General features: G+C 69.9%; 15 protein-coding genes and 1 pseudogene. 11 read left to right on the top strand and 5 right to left on the bottom strand.

The window, feature by feature from the left end:
- The coding region (locus tag VGX25_RS14720) for a polyketide synthase (protein WP_326918339.1) at positions 1-1405 on the bottom strand (1405 nt) is incomplete at its 3' end.
- A 139-nt stretch (positions 1406-1544) separates the two neighbouring features.
- Positions 1545-2360, bottom strand: coding sequence for a helix-turn-helix transcriptional regulator (locus VGX25_RS14715; RefSeq protein ID WP_326918338.1), 816 nt, complete (start codon positions 2358-2360; stop codon positions 1545-1547).
- A gap of 185 nt (positions 2361-2545) precedes the next feature.
- Between VGX25_RS14715 and VGX25_RS14710 the strand changes: the two genes are divergently transcribed.
- The 8 genes and pseudogenes from VGX25_RS14710 to VGX25_RS14675 all read left to right on the top strand — a co-directional run bounded on the left by VGX25_RS14710 (position 2546) and on the right by VGX25_RS14675 (position 10166).
- Complete coding sequence (locus VGX25_RS14710) at positions 2546-3514, top strand: hypothetical protein (protein WP_326918337.1); 969 nt, start codon at positions 2546-2548, stop codon at positions 3512-3514.
- 50 nt (positions 3515-3564) lie between these two features.
- A pseudogene (locus VGX25_RS14705) lies at positions 3565-4731 on the top strand (IS701 family transposase); the annotation flags it as partial.
- 128 nt (positions 4732-4859) lie between these two features.
- Positions 4860-5678 (top strand): AfsR/SARP family transcriptional regulator, encoded by an 819-nt coding sequence (locus VGX25_RS14700; protein WP_326918335.1) that lies wholly within the window; start codon positions 4860-4862, stop codon positions 5676-5678.
- Positions 5679-5717: 39 nt separating this feature from the next.
- A complete protein-coding gene (locus VGX25_RS14695) occupies positions 5718-6482 on the top strand; it encodes a DUF5753 domain-containing protein (RefSeq protein ID WP_326918334.1) in 765 nt (254 codons plus the stop codon).
- 20 nt (positions 6483-6502) lie between these two features.
- The gene (locus tag VGX25_RS14690) at positions 6503-6709 is read left to right on the top strand and encodes a DUF397 domain-containing protein (protein ID WP_326918333.1); all 207 of its coding nucleotides are present in this window, start codon (positions 6503-6505) and stop codon (positions 6707-6709) included.
- Between the two features lie 289 nt (positions 6710-6998).
- Positions 6999-7823 carry an AfsR/SARP family transcriptional regulator gene (locus VGX25_RS14685; protein ID WP_326918332.1) on the top strand — a complete coding sequence of 275 codons (825 nt, stop codon included), beginning with the start codon at positions 6999-7001 and terminating at the stop codon, positions 7821-7823.
- A 167-nt stretch (positions 7824-7990) separates the two neighbouring features.
- A complete protein-coding gene (locus VGX25_RS14680) occupies positions 7991-9052 on the top strand; it encodes a ParB/RepB/Spo0J family partition protein (protein ID WP_326918331.1) in 1062 nt (353 codons plus the stop codon).
- A 76-nt stretch (positions 9053-9128) separates the two neighbouring features.
- The gene (locus VGX25_RS14675; protein ID WP_326918330.1) at positions 9129-10166 is read left to right on the top strand and encodes a methyltransferase; all 1038 of its coding nucleotides are present in this window, start codon (positions 9129-9131) and stop codon (positions 10164-10166) included.
- On the opposite strand, the gene VGX25_RS14670 is transcribed toward VGX25_RS14675, so the two are convergent.
- Positions 10102-10368 (bottom strand): hypothetical protein, encoded by a 267-nt coding sequence (locus VGX25_RS14670; RefSeq protein WP_326918329.1) that lies wholly within the window; start codon positions 10366-10368, stop codon positions 10102-10104. The two genes, VGX25_RS14675 and VGX25_RS14670, sit on opposite strands and share 65 nt — an antisense overlap.
- A 94-nt stretch (positions 10369-10462) precedes the next feature.
- On the opposite strand from VGX25_RS14670, the gene VGX25_RS14665 reads away from it, so the two are divergent.
- Positions 10463-10900: a YdeI/OmpD-associated family protein gene (locus tag VGX25_RS14665; RefSeq protein WP_326918328.1), complete on the top strand. Its 438-nt coding sequence runs from the start codon at positions 10463-10465 to the stop codon at positions 10898-10900.
- 3 nt (positions 10901-10903) lie between these two features.
- Here VGX25_RS14665 and VGX25_RS14660 read toward each other — a convergent pair whose 3' ends face one another.
- Both VGX25_RS14660 and VGX25_RS14655 read right to left on the bottom strand, forming a co-directional pair.
- A complete protein-coding gene (locus tag VGX25_RS14660; protein WP_326918327.1) occupies positions 10904-11632 on the bottom strand; it encodes a gamma-glutamyl-gamma-aminobutyrate hydrolase family protein in 729 nt (242 codons plus the stop codon).
- A 195-nt stretch (positions 11633-11827) separates the two neighbouring features.
- A complete protein-coding gene (locus VGX25_RS14655; RefSeq protein ID WP_326918326.1) occupies positions 11828-12271 on the bottom strand; it encodes a nuclear transport factor 2 family protein in 444 nt (147 codons plus the stop codon).
- Between the two features lie 125 nt (positions 12272-12396).
- Here VGX25_RS14655 and VGX25_RS14650 point away from each other — a divergent pair, with 125 nt between their 5' ends.
- Together VGX25_RS14650 and VGX25_RS14645 are read left to right on the top strand one after the other, a co-directional pair.
- Positions 12397-13860 carry an FAD-dependent monooxygenase gene (locus VGX25_RS14650; RefSeq protein WP_326918325.1) on the top strand — a complete coding sequence of 488 codons (1464 nt, stop codon included), beginning with the start codon at positions 12397-12399 and terminating at the stop codon, positions 13858-13860.
- A gap of 29 nt (positions 13861-13889) precedes the next feature.
- Positions 13890-14585, top strand: a complete 696-nt coding sequence (locus VGX25_RS14645; protein ID WP_326918324.1) for an antibiotic biosynthesis monooxygenase — start codon at positions 13890-13892, stop codon at positions 14583-14585.
- Positions 14586-14651 lie beyond the last annotated feature (66 nt).

The following is a 14651-nucleotide window of genomic DNA, read 5'->3' as shown; positions in this document are numbered from 1 at the left end:
GGTCGGGCGCGGCGGTGACGGCGTCCGCGTAGGCCGACGCCAACGCGGCGAGGGCCGCGGGGTCCTTGGCCGACAGCGGGAGCAGCATGGCCCGCGCGGGGCGCTCGCCGCGCGGGAGGTGGCCGGCCGGCCGCGGGCCTTCGGCGAGGACGAGGTGCGCGCCGATGCCGAACATCCCCAGCGAGGTGACTCCGGCGAAGCCCCGCCGGCCCCGCTCGGGCCAGGGCCGGGTCGCGCGGCTCAGCTCCAGCGCGGCGCCGTCGGTCCGGAGGACCGGGTTGGGCCGGTGCACGTGCAGGGTCGCCGGAACCGTGCGGTGGTGCAGCGCGAGCGCGGTCTTCACCAGCCCGGCCAGTCCGGCCGCGGCCTCGGTGTGGCCGATGTTGGACTTGACCGACCCGACGAGGCAGCGCTGGTCCGCCACCCGCCCGGCGCCGAGGACCCGGCCGAGCGCGGCGAGCTCGACGGCGTCACCGTGCGGCGTGCCGGTGCCGTGCGCCTCCACGTAGTCGACGTCGGCGGGCGCGATCCCGGCGTCCCGGATCACCCGGCGCAGCAGGTCCTCGAGGCCGGTCGCGCCGGTGGCGCACACCGAGGCCTGCCGGCCGCCGTTGCTCATGCCGCTGGCCAGGATCGTCGCGTAGATCCGGTCCCCGGCCTCGAGCGCGTCGTCGAGCGGCTTGAGCACGACCGCGACCGCACCCTCGGCCGGGACGTACCCGTCCGCGCCCTCATCGCCGAACTGGCAGCGCCGGGTCGGCGAGATGAGCCCCGCGTCGGCAAGGCCGGTGCGGTCGTTGAACAGCAGCAGGTTCACGCCGCCGACCAGGGCGGTCGACACCTCGCCGGACCAGATCGCCTGGCAGGCGAGGTGCACGGCGACGAGCGAGGACGCGCAGGCCGCCCCGACGTCGATGGTGGGACCGCGCAGGTCGAGCAGGTGGGCGATCCGGCCGGCCGGGACGGCCGCGTGGTGGGCCCCGGCCATGGCGTGCGCGTCGCGCAGGCCCGCGCCCTGCAGCAGGTTCCAGTACTGCCCGGTGAAGCAGCTGGTGTACACGCCGGTCTGGGAGCCGGCCAGCCGGTCCGCCGGGAGGCCGGCGTCCTCCAGCGCCTCCCACACGGTCTCGACGAGCAGCCGGTGCTGGGGGTCGATGCGGACCGCCTCGTGCGGGGACACACCGAAGAACTTCGCATCGAAGCCGTCGATATCGTCGAGCAGGCCTCCAGGGGAGAGTTCGTCTCCGCAAGGTAATGGACGGTGTACGGATGGTGTCCGGGCGAGCGTGTCGCGGGCTTCCGAGAGCACCTCCCAGAATGCCCGCACATTCGGCGCTCCCGGCAATCGGCATGCAACCCCCACAATCGCGATCGGCCGGCCTTGACGTGCGACATATTCAGACATGATCTCGCGCTCCCTCAAGCGTCCCGTGAGCCAACTGGTCGGTGTCTCTCCGCGAATGCGATAGCGAAGGATTATCGATCCGCGAGAACACCGTCAATGACGAGTTAACGAAGTCGGGGAACGTCGTGCTGGCGCTTGATCAGCTTTCTTGGGACGGCGCGTGGAACACGACGACGCTCGGTGCGAAGTCGGCCGCCTGGACGACGATCAATCGCATGGTGAGATCACCGAGCTCGGGGTGTCGAAAACGCCGGGTACGGGTGCGGCGCTCCCGCACATCGTGCTCGTCCCACCAGCGGGCAAAAGCCGGGCTGAGCGCGGTGAACTCCGCAACGAGCCGGCGCAGTCGCTCGGTGTGCTCCGGCGCGTGCTCCAGGATCGCGTTGGCCGACCGCCATCGCGCCACGATGTCGCGGGTGTCTTCGGCCCAATCCGTCAGCCGCTGTTTGGCCTCCGGCGCCTCGAGCATCCACCGCACCATGTTCCGCCGCTCGGGGGGTATGCCGCCGAAGTCGGCGTAATACGAGGTCGTGGCCTTGTTCCAGGCGATGATGTCGGCCAGGACGCTCATTCCGTACACCGGATACGGGCTGTCCTCGCTGAGCGCGACGAGCCGCCGGACGGTCTCCTCGGCCGAGACCTCGTCGGCCAGCGGCCGGGGCTTGCTGACCTGGCCGTGGGCCAGCAGATGCATGTACCGGCGCTCGTCCTCGGTGAGACCGAGAACCCGGGCAAGGCTGTCGAGGACCTCGGCCGACGGGTGGATGTCGCGGCCCTGCTCGAGGTAGGTGTACCAGGTGGGGCTCAGCCCCGCGAGCACGGCGACCTCCTCGCGCCGCAGCCCGCTGGAGCGCCTGCGCGGGCCGGCGGGCAGACCCACGTCGGCCGGCGTGACGCGCTCGCGCCGGCTCCGGAGGAACCGGGCGAGCTCGCGTCTGCTGCTCTCCTGAGTCACGCCGTCACTTGCACAGGTCTGTGACGGCGGCGCCCACCCCTCAGCATCGGGCCATCTTATGACAAAACGCCCGGTAGGGGGGCGGGTATCGGGATCTTACGGCGGTATTGCGCGAAGCTGGTATTGCGAGTACCACCACAAACGCCTGCTACTTTCCGGATTCACCGCTGAGTGATGCTAGAGCCATGTTGGACTTGGTGATCGCTACCTGCGGGTTCGTCGTGGTCGTCCTGGTGTGGATGAGTGTGCTGCGCACGACGCTCATCCCGCGCCGGTCGTCGTCGCGCATGGCGCGGTGGACGGCGCGGGCCTGTGCCACCGGCGGCGCGGCGCTGGCGAGCAGGTTGCCCGGCCGGCTGCGCAACTGGGTGCTGGATCTGTGCGTTCCGGTGAGCCTGTTCGTGATGGCCGCCGGGTGGTTGAGCGCCCTGGCCGTCGGGTTCGCGCTGCTGGTCGTCGCGGTGGGCGGCACCTGGTCCGGCGGGTCCCCCGTCGTCGACATGAATGGGGCCGCCGTGGCCGTCACGGTCGCCGCGGGCGCTTCCGCGGTGCTGGTGGCGGCGGCTTTCGCGGCGTACCTGGTGCATTTCATGGACGCCTACGGCCGCCGCGAGGGAATGATCGCGCGGTGGGCCACGCAGGTGCAGCGGGTCACCGACGCCGACGTGCTGGTGGCCAGCCATCTGCGCTCGGGCTCGCGGGACAGCCTGGACAGCTATTTCGCCCAGTGGGCGGGCTGGCTGGCCGACATATACAACAGTCACAACAGCTATCCGGGTCTGGTCTACCTTCGCTCGGCCGGTCAGCCCGGGTGGCCGAGGGCGGCGATGACCGTCATGGACGCCGCGGCGCTGGTGGAAGCGGTGGCGCCGCGGTGGGCCCCGTTGCACGCCCGGGTGTTGCTCAACATCGGGTCGTGCTGCCTGCAATGCCTGGCCAGGCGCGTCGGCATCGAGCTGCCGGTCATGACGGTCAGCCTGCAGGGGCGCGAGGAACGGGCGTTCGGCGACACGATGCAACTTGCAATTGATAGCGGGCTGCCGGCCGAACGCGATATAGACCATGCCTGGATGGCCTTTCAGGAGATCAGAGTTCGCTACGCGCCGTATGCTGCGTTGATCGGTTCTCGGGCCGACCAGCACGTGAACGATTGAGTAACGCGCTCGTGACCTTGGCAGGAACAGATCGTTTGGAGGGGGCTGTCATGACAGAGGACGATTTCGCCGCTAGATCGCGATTAAGCGCGACGAGCGACTTGTCGGCCTTCTGCGAGGAGCTCTTCGCATCGCTGCCGCGTTCCGATCAACGGCGCTGGGGCGAGGTCTATATCAGGGGTCTGCTTTCGGTACGCGGCCGGAAATCGATACGCCGTATTTCGGATGAGGTCGTCGGGTGGCGGGCCGACCAGTGCCTGCAGCAGTTCGTGAACCAGAGCCCGTGGCGGTGGGACGCCGTGCGCAGCGCGCTGGCGCACCGGGTCTCGGCGATCCGGCCCCGGGCCTGGCTCATCGAGGAGGCGGCGTTCCCGAAGAACGGCTCCAGCTCCGTTGGGGTGGCCCGGCAGTACGCGCCGACGGTCGGCCGGACCATCAACTGCCAGCTCGGCCTGGCCGTCGTCCTGGCAAACGGCGACGACCGGTGCGCGGTGAACTGGCGGCTGCTGCTGCCCCGGACCTGGGACACCGACGTCGAGCGGCGCAAGCGCGCCCGCCTGCCGGACGGGGAGCGGCATCGCCCGCCGTGGCGGCACGTGTTCGACGCGGTCGACGAGATGGCCGTCGGCTGGGGGCTGCGGCCGGCTCCGGTGGTGTGGGACTCCGCCGGCCAGGAGGCGCGACCGCTGCTGCGCGGTCTTGCCGCCCGGCAACTGCCCTACCTCGTGCGGGTCGCCGAGACCACACCGGTCGTGCAGTCGGAGTCGGGTTCCGGGCTGCGTCAGGTGTCGACCGCCGAGGAGCTGGCCGAGCTGTCGGTCAGCCGCCGGCAGGTCATGCTGCGCGTGCCCGACCGCTCCGGCGCGGGTGCCGGCGCACAGTACTCCATGCTTTCCATTTGCGACATCTGCCCGCCGGAGCGGCGGGTGCACATCACCTCGACCTGCCCGCACCGGGGAACCCGGCGGGTGCTGGCCCAGTGGTCGTGCGAGCCCACCGTCGGCCGGCTGTCGGGCGTGTGGCTGACCAACCTCACCAACGTCCGTCTGGCCCAACTGGTCGACCTGGTCGAGCTGAGCCAGCGGGCCAGGCACGAGGACATGACCATGCTGCGGGACGAGTTCGGCCTGCAGGACTTCGAGGGCCGGTCGTTCGCGGGCTGGCACCACCACATGACGCTGGTGTCGGCCGCGCACGCGTACCAGATGCTGCGGCGGACCCGGGGCGGGCGGGCGACCGGCCCGACGCCTCGGCTGGCGATGAGCGGTCCGACATACCGCTTCGTGTCCAAGACGGACGGCCGCGCCGGCCGTCCCGAGCAATTCGAGATGGAGGAGTGTCTGCTATGAACGTCAAGGTGCTTGGACCGCTGGAGGTCTGGCATAACGGCATTTCGGTCGTACCGACCGCGCGCAAGCCGCGGCAGGTGCTGTCGCTGCTGGCGATCTGCGCCGGCCAGCTGGTCACGGTGACGTCGCTGATCGAGGAGCTGTGGGGGATCGCCGACGCGCCGCGGTCGGCGACGCAGCTGGTGCAGACCTACATCCTGAGGCTGCGGCAGCTCATCGACGATGCCATGCTGGAAGGCGGCGGTGGCAGCGCCAAGCAGATCCTGATCACCCGACCCGGTGGATACACGTTGGACATTGCCCCCGAGGACGTGGACGTCCACAGGTTCCAGAAGTTCGCTCAGGCCGGGGAACGGGCCATGGAGGCGGGCGACCACAAGTCGGCCTCGAACCTGCTCGGCGCGGCGCTGGAGACCTGGCGCGGACCCACGCTGGTCGACGTTCGGGTGGGCGCCCGGCTGGCCGTCGAGGTCGAGCGGCTCGAGCAGAGCCGGCTCGGGGTGCAGGAGTCGCGCATCGACGCCGACCTGCGCCTCGGGCGGCACCACCAGCTGCTCGGCGAGCTGGCCGAGCTGACCGCCCTATATCCACTGCATGAGAAGCTGTGTCAGCAGTATATGACGGCACTCTACGCTTGCGGCTGCAAGTGGAAGGCGCTAGAGATCTTCCGACGGTTGCGGCAGCGGCTGGTGGACGAGCTCGGCATCGAGCCCTCCGTGCAGGTGCAGCACATCCAGCGCGCGATCCTCAACTCGGACGTCGATCTGGAGGCGGCCACCATGCGAAAGCCGGCGTCGGTCGGCGCAGCGGGTTGAGCACGGGCAGGCGATCTGCCCGTCGACCTGGGAGAAGGTATGTCTGAGAGCAATGCGGGGCGGCATTGGCCGAACCGGACTCGTAGCAAGAACGGGGCCAGCTCCGTTCCACCGGCGGACGGCACCGGGTTCACGCCGGTGCTCGCCACGCGCGATTCCGAACGCGGCGTGATTGTCAACCCGTTCCTCGGCGAGCAGAAGCACGGTTGGTGGGACGCGGTCGGCGAGGACATCCTCGTCGACGACGCGCTTGTCTATGTCGAGCTGGAGAATGAAGCGACAAAGGTTCGTACCTTCAAGATCGATTTGGTGGACGGCCTCATGCAAACGCCCGAATACGCCGCCGCGGTCATCCGCGCGAACCAGCCGCGCGCGTCCGATGCGCTGGTCCGCCAGCGGGTCGACGCGCGCGCCCGGCGGCAGGCGCGGTTGCACGGTAAGAATCCGATCCACGTCGAGGCGATCATCACCGAGGGGGCGCTGCGCATTCAGGTCGGTGGCCGCGATGTGATGCGGCGCCAGCTCGAGCGGCTGCTCGAGCTGGCGGAGTTACCCAACATCGATCTTCGCGTGATGCCGGCCGCGCAGGCCTACCCGGCAATGGGCACACCGTTCTACATTTTGTCCTTCGACAGCGGCTATCCGGACATCGGATACATCGAGCTGCTCGACAAGGGTGTCTATCTCGAGGAGCCGGACGATGTCGAGTTGTACCTCATCAAGTTCGCCAACCTTCGATCCGTGGCTCTGGATCCCGAGCGGTCGCGCGAGTTTATCGCCGAGATTGGATCTAGTCAGGATTGAGTGAGCGATGGGAGTGACCGGTGTGCGGGCTTGTGCCGATCCACGTTGTGTGGCACAAGAGCAGCCACAGCAACGGCGACGGAAATGTGTGCGTCGAGATCGCCTTCCTGCCGGACGGGATGGCGGTGCGTGACTCGAAGAATCCAGCGGGCGGAGCGCTGGTGATGCCCAGGCGGGCATGGGAACAGTTCCGCAAGACACTCAGGGAATCCGGCCCGACTTCCTGAGCGATTGTCGTGCCGTCGCCGGCGTGGTAATGCCGCACGCCCTCGGCAGGCTTGCATCTTGTCAGCCCGATGTCAGGTTAATGTCAGTTTAGCCCAGCAGAGTTGCTCTGAGCAAGGAGTCGCTTGACACGGTCAGCAATCGGTCAGGGCGAGATCAGCCACTCGGCGCACGCTTAACGAGATCCAGCAGGATTGATCGCAGCCACGAGGTGGGATCGGTCGATACGTCAGATGAATGCCGAGCCGAGGCAGAGCACCTCCGTCCACCTGGGACGAGGGGAGCGTGTTCATGTGGATTGAGATCAAGGTTCTCGGACCGTTACAGGCGTCGGTGTACGGGATGTCCATCGTGCCGTCGGCGCCCAAGCAGCGCCAGGTGCTCGCCATGCTGGCGCTCAACGCCGGCCACGTGGTGACGGCGTCCGCGCTGATCGAGGAGATCTGGGGTGGCCGGCCGCCGCGGCTTCCGCTGGCCAGCCTGCAAACTTACATTCTGCACCTGCGGCGCCGGCTGGAACAGGCGCTGGCCAAGGACAAAGGCCGCTCGGCCAAGGAGGTCCTGATCACCGGGCCGGGCGGGTACACCCTCGAGGTGCCATGGGGCAACGTCGATGCCGGGCGGTACGAGCAGCTGGTCGCCGCCGGCCGGCGCGCGGTGGGCAACGGCGACTACGCCAACGCGTCCCGGCGGCTGGCCGAGGCGCTCAAGGTGTGGCACGGCCGGGCGCTGATCGACGTCACGATCGGACCGCAGCTCCAGGTGGAGCGGACCCGGTTGGAGGAGAGCCGGCTGACCACTCTGGACCTGCGCATCGACGCCGATCTCCGGCTCGGGCGGCACCGGCAGCTGCTCGACGAGCTGGCGGCGCTGTGCGCGCGGCACCCGTGGTTCGAGAACTTCCACGCGCAGTACATGCTCGCGCTGCATCGCTGCGGCCTGCCGTGGCGGGCGCTGGAGGTGTACCGCAGGCTGCACGCCACGGTGGGCAAGCACCTCGGCGTCGATCCGTCCCGGCAGCTGCGGCATCTGCATCAGGCGATCCTGCGCGGCGACCCGGTCGTGGACGACCCCACTTTCGTTGCCAGCGACTGGATGTCCAGGCACAGTGCTTAATTGGGCGCACCCAATTTCTCCCGCATTTATTGGGATATTTCTTTGTCGGCCCGGAAATAGTCGGGCTTGAGTGCTGGTAAATCTGAAGTTGACAATTCCGCCGGCACAGGATTCTCTTTTCCTACCGGATCTGGATTCCGGCTCGTTCGTCGCGAAGGAGTTGCAGGGTGAGTCTGGCCGAGCGGTCGACTGACGATCACGTGGCGTGCGCCGAGGCCGATCTGGACCAGGTCGGGTCGTCGCTGTCGTGGATCGAGTCCCATCCGGTTGTCAGCGTGGGAATCGATCAGCTGGTGTTCGAGGACTCGCCGCGGCGGGGCGGCCAGGACGCCAAGCACGTCCAGCTGCTCGCCGAGGCGGGGGAGGCGCTGCCGCCGATCACCGTGCACCGGCCGTCGATGCGGGTGATCGACGGCGCGCACCGGGTCCGCGCGGCCGCGCTCAACGGCCGCACGATGATCGACGCCCGGCTGATCGACTGCGATCAGAAGGCGGCGTTCGTGCTGGCCGTCAAGGCCAACGTCACCCACGGCCTGCCGCTGTCGCGCGCCGACCGGTCGGCCGCCGCCGGCCGCATCATCGCCTCGCACCCGCAATGGTCGGACCGGGCCGTCGCGGCCGCCACCGGCCTGTCCGACAAGACGGTGTCCCGTATCCGCGCCCAGTGCGCCACCGACTCCACGCCCGCGGCCACCGCCAGGGTCGGCCGCGACGGGCGGATCCGCCCGCTGGACACCGGCAACCGGCGCGAGCAGGCCGCCGCGGTGATCCGGGCCCACCCCCGCGCCGGGCTGCGGCAGATCGCGCGGGTCACCGGCCTGTCCCCGGCCACCGTGCGCGACGTCCGCCAGCGCATCGACCGCGGCGAGCACCCCGTTCCGCACCGCTACCGGAACACCACGACCGGCACGCCTCCGGCCACCGTCCCGGCCGCCCCGGCCGAGCCGGCGCTGCCCTCCCCCGGCGCCACGGCCGTCGCGCGCACTCCGGCGCCGCTCGACCTGAACACCCTGCTCACCCACCTCGGCAACGACCCGGCCCTGCGCCTGACCGAGGCCGGCCGGCACACCCTGCGCCTGCTGCACCGCTGCCTGGTCGACCACGAGCAGCTCGCCCACCTCGAGCGTGGCATCCCCGACCACTGGGCGCCCCACCTCGCCCACCTGGCCCGCCGCTGCGCCGCGGCCTGGCACCAGCTCGCCGAACAGCTCCAACAACGAGCCGCGTAGCTCGACACCGATCCGCCCGGAGGAATCGCCCATGCCACCCGTTCCGCCCGCTCGCGTCGTCCGCGCCGTCGAAGGTGTGCGAACGCGGGTCCAGCGATTAGGCCAGAAGCTGGTGCCCGCCCCGATCGCCCTGCTCGAGCTCGCCATGAGCTCCATGCTGACCCAGGCGATCGCCGTCGCCGCCGAGCTGCGGATCGCCGACACCCTCGCCGACGGGCCGCTGACCGCGGAGGAGATCGCGGGCAAGGTCGGCGCCGATCCCGACGGCGTCTACCGCCTGCTGCGCCTGCTGGCCAGCAACGGCATCTTCGCCGAGCGCCGCGACGGCCGGTTCCGGCTGACGCCGATGGGCGCGGCGCTGCGCTCGGACACCCCCGGCTCGATGCGCGACTTCGCCGCGATGATGGGCCACCCGCTGCACTGGGAGGAGTGGAGCCACCTGCTGGAGGCGGTCAAGACCGGCGAGCCCAGCCTGCCCAAGGTGCGCGGCATGGGCGCCTTCGAGTTCTTCGCCGCGAACCCCGAGTACGCGACGAAGTTCATGACCGGGATGGGCAACCTGTCCAAACTGGAGACCGATCCCATCCTCGCCGCCTACGACTTTTCCAGGTACGGCACCATCGTCGACGTCGCCGGCGGTGGCGGCGGCCTGCTCGCTGGAATCCTCAAGCGCGCCAAGAAGTCCCGCGGCGTCCTGTTCGAGGCCCGCGCGGCGGAGCTCGGCGCCGAGGAGCTGTTCGCCGAGGCGGGCGTGGCCGACCGGGCCACGATCGACGCCGGCGGCCTGTTCGACCCGGTCACTCCCGGCGGGGATGCCTACCTGCTCAAGCACATCCTGCACGACTGGCCGGAGCCCCAGGCGATGGAGATCCTGCGCAACGTGCGCAAGGCGATCGCCGACGACGGCCGGCTGTTCCTGTTCGAGTTCGTGACCCCGCAAGGGAACAAGCCGCACCCGGCCAAGCTGGTCGACGTGTGGCTGATGCTCATGGTCGGCGGCCGGGAACGCACCGAGAAGCAGTACGCCGAGCTGCTCGCCGAGGCCGACTTCACGCTGGAGCGGGTGGTGCACACGGCATCGGCGGTGTCGATTGTCGTTGCCAGACCGAGCTGAGCAGGTGGTGCGCCCGGTCGGCGAGCCGCCGGGCCACCGCGGGCGAGCGCTCGATGATGGGGGCGATCTCGTCGAAGGGCAACGCGAACACGTAGCGCAGCACGAACGCCAGGCGCTCGGCGGCATCCATGGTGTCGAGGATCATCGCAAGGGCGACGCACACCGCGTCGGCCATCCGCGCCTGGCGCTCGTGCTCTCCCATGGTCGCGTTCCTTACGTGTGTCCCGTCATCACGATGACGGACCGGACACCGCGGGTGTGACACAGACTTCCGCGCCTGACTTGGGAGATGGAAAATGAAGTTCCGCGCAACGCTCGAGCCGGCCGGCAACGCCACCGCGGTCGAGGTGCCGGCCGCGGTGGTCGACGCCCTCGGCGCCGGCAAGCGCCCCCGGGTGGTCGCCACGATCAACGGCCACACCTGGCGCAGCGCCGTCGTGCCCAAGGGCGGGCGGTTCCTCCTCGGGGTCAGCGCCGCCAACCGGGCCGGCAGCGGGGTGTCCGAGGGTGACGAGGTGGAGGTCGACGTCGCCGTCGACGCCGAGCCCCGGGTGATCACAGAGCCGCCCGATCTCGCCGCCGCCCTCGATGCCGACCCCGACGCCCGCGCGGCGTTCGACCGCCTGTCCTACAGCCACAAGCGCCGCCACGTCCTCGACATCGAGAACGCCAAGACCCTTCAGACTCGCCGGCGCCGCATCGCCAAGGCGATCAGCACGCTGCGCGGCGACTGAGCCTCAGCGGGCGGACGTGACCAGCCGGGCCGCGTCGGCCAGCGCCTGGAACGGGCGGTTGTCCGGGCTCTCCTCGGCGTGCCACTGCACGCCGAGCGCGAACGGGTGATCGGTGGCCTCGATGGCCTCGATGGTCCCGTCCTCCGCCCAGGCCGTCGCGGTGAGGCCGGCGCCGAGCCGGTCGATCGCCTGGTGGTGGTGGCACGGCACGGTGGCCGTGTCGCCCTCGAAGATCTTGGCGAGGTGGCTGCCCGGCAGCAGCTTCACCGGCATCGGGGTGTACAGCTCCGGGCCGGGCAGGTGGTCGCCGTGCCCGACGATGTCGGGCAGGTGCTGGTGCAGGGTGCCGTTGCGGGCCACGTTGAGCAGCTGCATGCCGCGGCAGATGGCCAGGATCGGCAACCCGGCGTCGATGGCGGCGTCGAGGAGCGCGAGCTCGAACGCGTCGCGCTGCGGGTCGGTCCGCTGCAGCTTCGGGTGCGGCCGCGCGGAGTAGGACGCCGGATCCACGTCCGGGCCGGCCAGCACCAGCAGGCCGTCGAGCCGGGCCACGGTGTGCTCGATCCCGGGCAGCGGCGGCAGCAGGACCGGCGCGCAGCCGGCGTCGTAAAGCTGGTCGGTGAACTCCCGCGGGACGAACGTCGCGTGCTTGTCGAAGATCGCGATCTTCACCGGCCCCGCGTGCGCGCCGATTCCGATGACGGGACGATCAGCGGAGCGCGCGAAAACCACGGGAACACCTCGCAGTGATTTTGAGGAAAAGGGTCTCCTGGGAATAGTGGTCCTCGTGATCTTACCCCAGAATTGCGGGGCGCGGCAGCGCGAGCCGGGCCGTACCGTCCAACCGCGGAAAGACCGCAGTCGAACACGGCCATGAAGGGACCCGTCAGGACGGTCGACGTCAGGAAGGGTCCCTTCATCGCATTCCTAAGGCATGGGCGGCGGGCTGCCGGTCGCCCAGACGAGCTCGACGGACAGCAGGCTCAGCCGCCAGCCGTCCGGGGTGCGGCGGGCCTGTCCGGACACCGCCGTGCCGGCGACGAACAGCGGATCCCGCTCGCCACCCGGCGGCGCGTTCTCCGCGAGGTGCACGTGGGTGGTCGTCAGGTTGGCCCGCAGGGTGGCCAGGTCACCGTCGATCTCGACGACCGCGGTCGAGCCGAGGGAGTGCGTCCGCTTCCAGGCCGCAAGCGCGTTGCGGTGATACTCGGCGAGGCCGTCGATCCCGGCGTGCTCGCTCATCGGAAACACGACGCGGGCGTCCTCGGTGAACAAGCCGCGCGCCCACTCGTCGTCCAGCTTGTCGTAGTCAAGGCTCACGAGGTAACGGTCGAGCAGTGCCGATACCTCGGTGGGTTGGCTTATAGTCATATCCAAACTGTGACCGGTGCCGCATTGTCAGCCAAGGCTTTGCTGGCAATTCACTGTGCAATTTGACTTACTCGGCCGATCTTCCGACGCTTGGGGTCGGAGAGCCGAGAGACATTGAGGACCAAATGAGCAACTTAGACGGGGACGTCATCATTGTCGGCGCCGGTCCGACCGGGCTCATGCTCGCCGGTGAGCTGCGGCTGGGCGGGGTCACCCCGATCGTCGTCGAGCGCCTGACCGAGCCGATGCAGCAGTCCCGCGCCCTCGCCTTCTCCGCGCGGACCATCGAGGACTTCGCCCAGCGCGGGCTGCTGCCGCAGTTCGGTGAGGTGCAGACCGCCCCGATGGGGCACTTCGGCGGGCTGCCCCTGGACTTCACCGAGATCGAGGGCGGCTGCTACGGCGCACGGGGGATCCCGCAGTCGCGCACGGAGGCGATCCTGGCCCAGTGGGCCACCGGTCTCGGCGCCAAGGTGCTGCGCGGTCACGAGGTCGTCGGGCTCACGGTGGACGACGACGGCGTCGAGCTGGAGGTGACCACTCCGGACGGCCCGCGCCGGATGCGCGCCGCCTACGTGGTGGGCTGCGACGGCGGCCGCAGCACGATCCGCAAGCTGGCCGGCATCGACTTCCCCGGCACCGAGCCGGCCGTCGAGCTGTGGCTCGCCGACGTCACGGGCGTCCCGCTGCGGCCGCGCATCGCCGGCGAGAAGCTGCCCGGCGGCATGGCCATGGTGTTGCCGCTGGGGCCGCACGTCAGCCGGGTCGTGATGTACGAGCGGGGCAACGTGCCGAACCGGGATCGCCAGGAGGCGCCGAGCTTCGCCGAGGTTGCCGACGCCTGGGAGCGGCTGACCGGCGAGGACATCCACGGCGCGAAACCGTTGTGGATCAGCTGGTTCACCGACGCCAGCCGGCAGGCGGCCGAGTACCGCAGGGGCCGGGTGCTGCTCGCCGGCGACGCCGCGCGCATCCACATGCCGATCGGCGGCCAGGGCATGAGCGCGGGCATCCAGGACGCGGTCAACCTCGGCTGGAAGCTCGCCGCCGAGATCCGCGGCAGCGCTCCGGCCGGGCTGCTCGACACCTACCACGGCGAGCGGCACCCCGTCGGCGCCCGGATCCTGATGAACACGCTCGCCCAGCGGATCCTCTACCTCAGCGAGGACGAGCTGGATCCGCTGCGCGACGTGTTGACCGAGCTGCTTGCCTACCAGGACGTCCGGCATCACCTGATCGGGATGGTCGCCGGGCTGGACATCCGCTACGACGTCGGCCCCGGCGACCACCCGCTGCTCGGCCGGCGCGTGCCCGACCGCACCTTCGGGGAGTCGTCCATCTTCGCGCAGCTGCGGGCCGCCCGGGGTGTCCTGATCGACGTGGCGGACGACGCCGGGGTGCGGGCCGCGGCGGCGCCGTGGGTCGACCGGGTGGACGTCGTCACCGCCGCGCTGGACCCGCCGGGCCTCGACGGGGTGGACGCGCTGCTGGTGCGCCCGGACGGCTACGTCGCCTGGGTCGGCACCGGTGGGTCGGGGTCGGACGGCCTGGCCGACGCCCTCACCCGGTGGTTCGGCCCGACGAGTTGATATTCGAAGATTCTTGAGCGAGGAGACCCATGCCCATCATTTCCGGCGACTACCTGACCGTGCTCAACCTGTTCCGGACCGACGCCGCGGAGAAGCAGGACCGCTTGATCGCGGCCATGCGCGAGATCGTCGACGCCGCGGCGTATCCCGGCTGGATCTCCAGCACCGTCCACAGTGGAATCGAGAAGTTCGGCACGGCGAACTTCATCCAGTGGCGCAGCGGTGAGGACCTGGAGGCGCGCTACGCCGGCGACGAGTTCAAGCACCGCACCATGCCGCTGTTCAGCGAGATCACGACGAACATCAACCTGCTGCAGAACGAGGTGGCCTTCAGCCGGCCGCATCCCTCGCAGGGCGAGCTGGTCGAGATCGGGCCGCACCGCGACGACTTCACCGTCATCGAGGTGTTCGGCGTCGCCGACGACAACCCGGACGAGCTGGTCGGCGTCCTCGCCGACGCCTACGACTGGCTGGTGGACGTGCCCGGCTACCGCTCGCACACCGTGCTGCGCGGCCTGCGTTCCCGGCTGCGCCAGGGGCAGGGCGCATGGGTGGTGAACTACTCGCAGTGGTCCGACGGCGAGACGTTCTGGGCCTACCGCAACGTGCCCAAGGACGAGCAGTCCGAGGAGCGGCGCAAGACGTTCTCCCGGATGAAGGAGCTGGTCACGTCCTGCGACTGGAACACCTACCGCGTGGTGCACACCCGATCGGCGGCCCAGTAGCACGAACATGACCTTTCGAACCCGGCCCGGCGGCATCGCGGGCGGGCGCGGTGCCGCCGGGCCGGG

It is taken from the genome of Actinophytocola sp. (assembly GCF_035942955.1).
In the GTDB taxonomy this organism is placed as follows: Bacteria; Actinomycetota; Actinomycetes; order Mycobacteriales; family Pseudonocardiaceae; genus DASYTH01.
The sequence above is the reverse complement of the archived record's forward strand: the minus strand, read 5'-3'. Positions and strand labels throughout refer to the sequence as shown.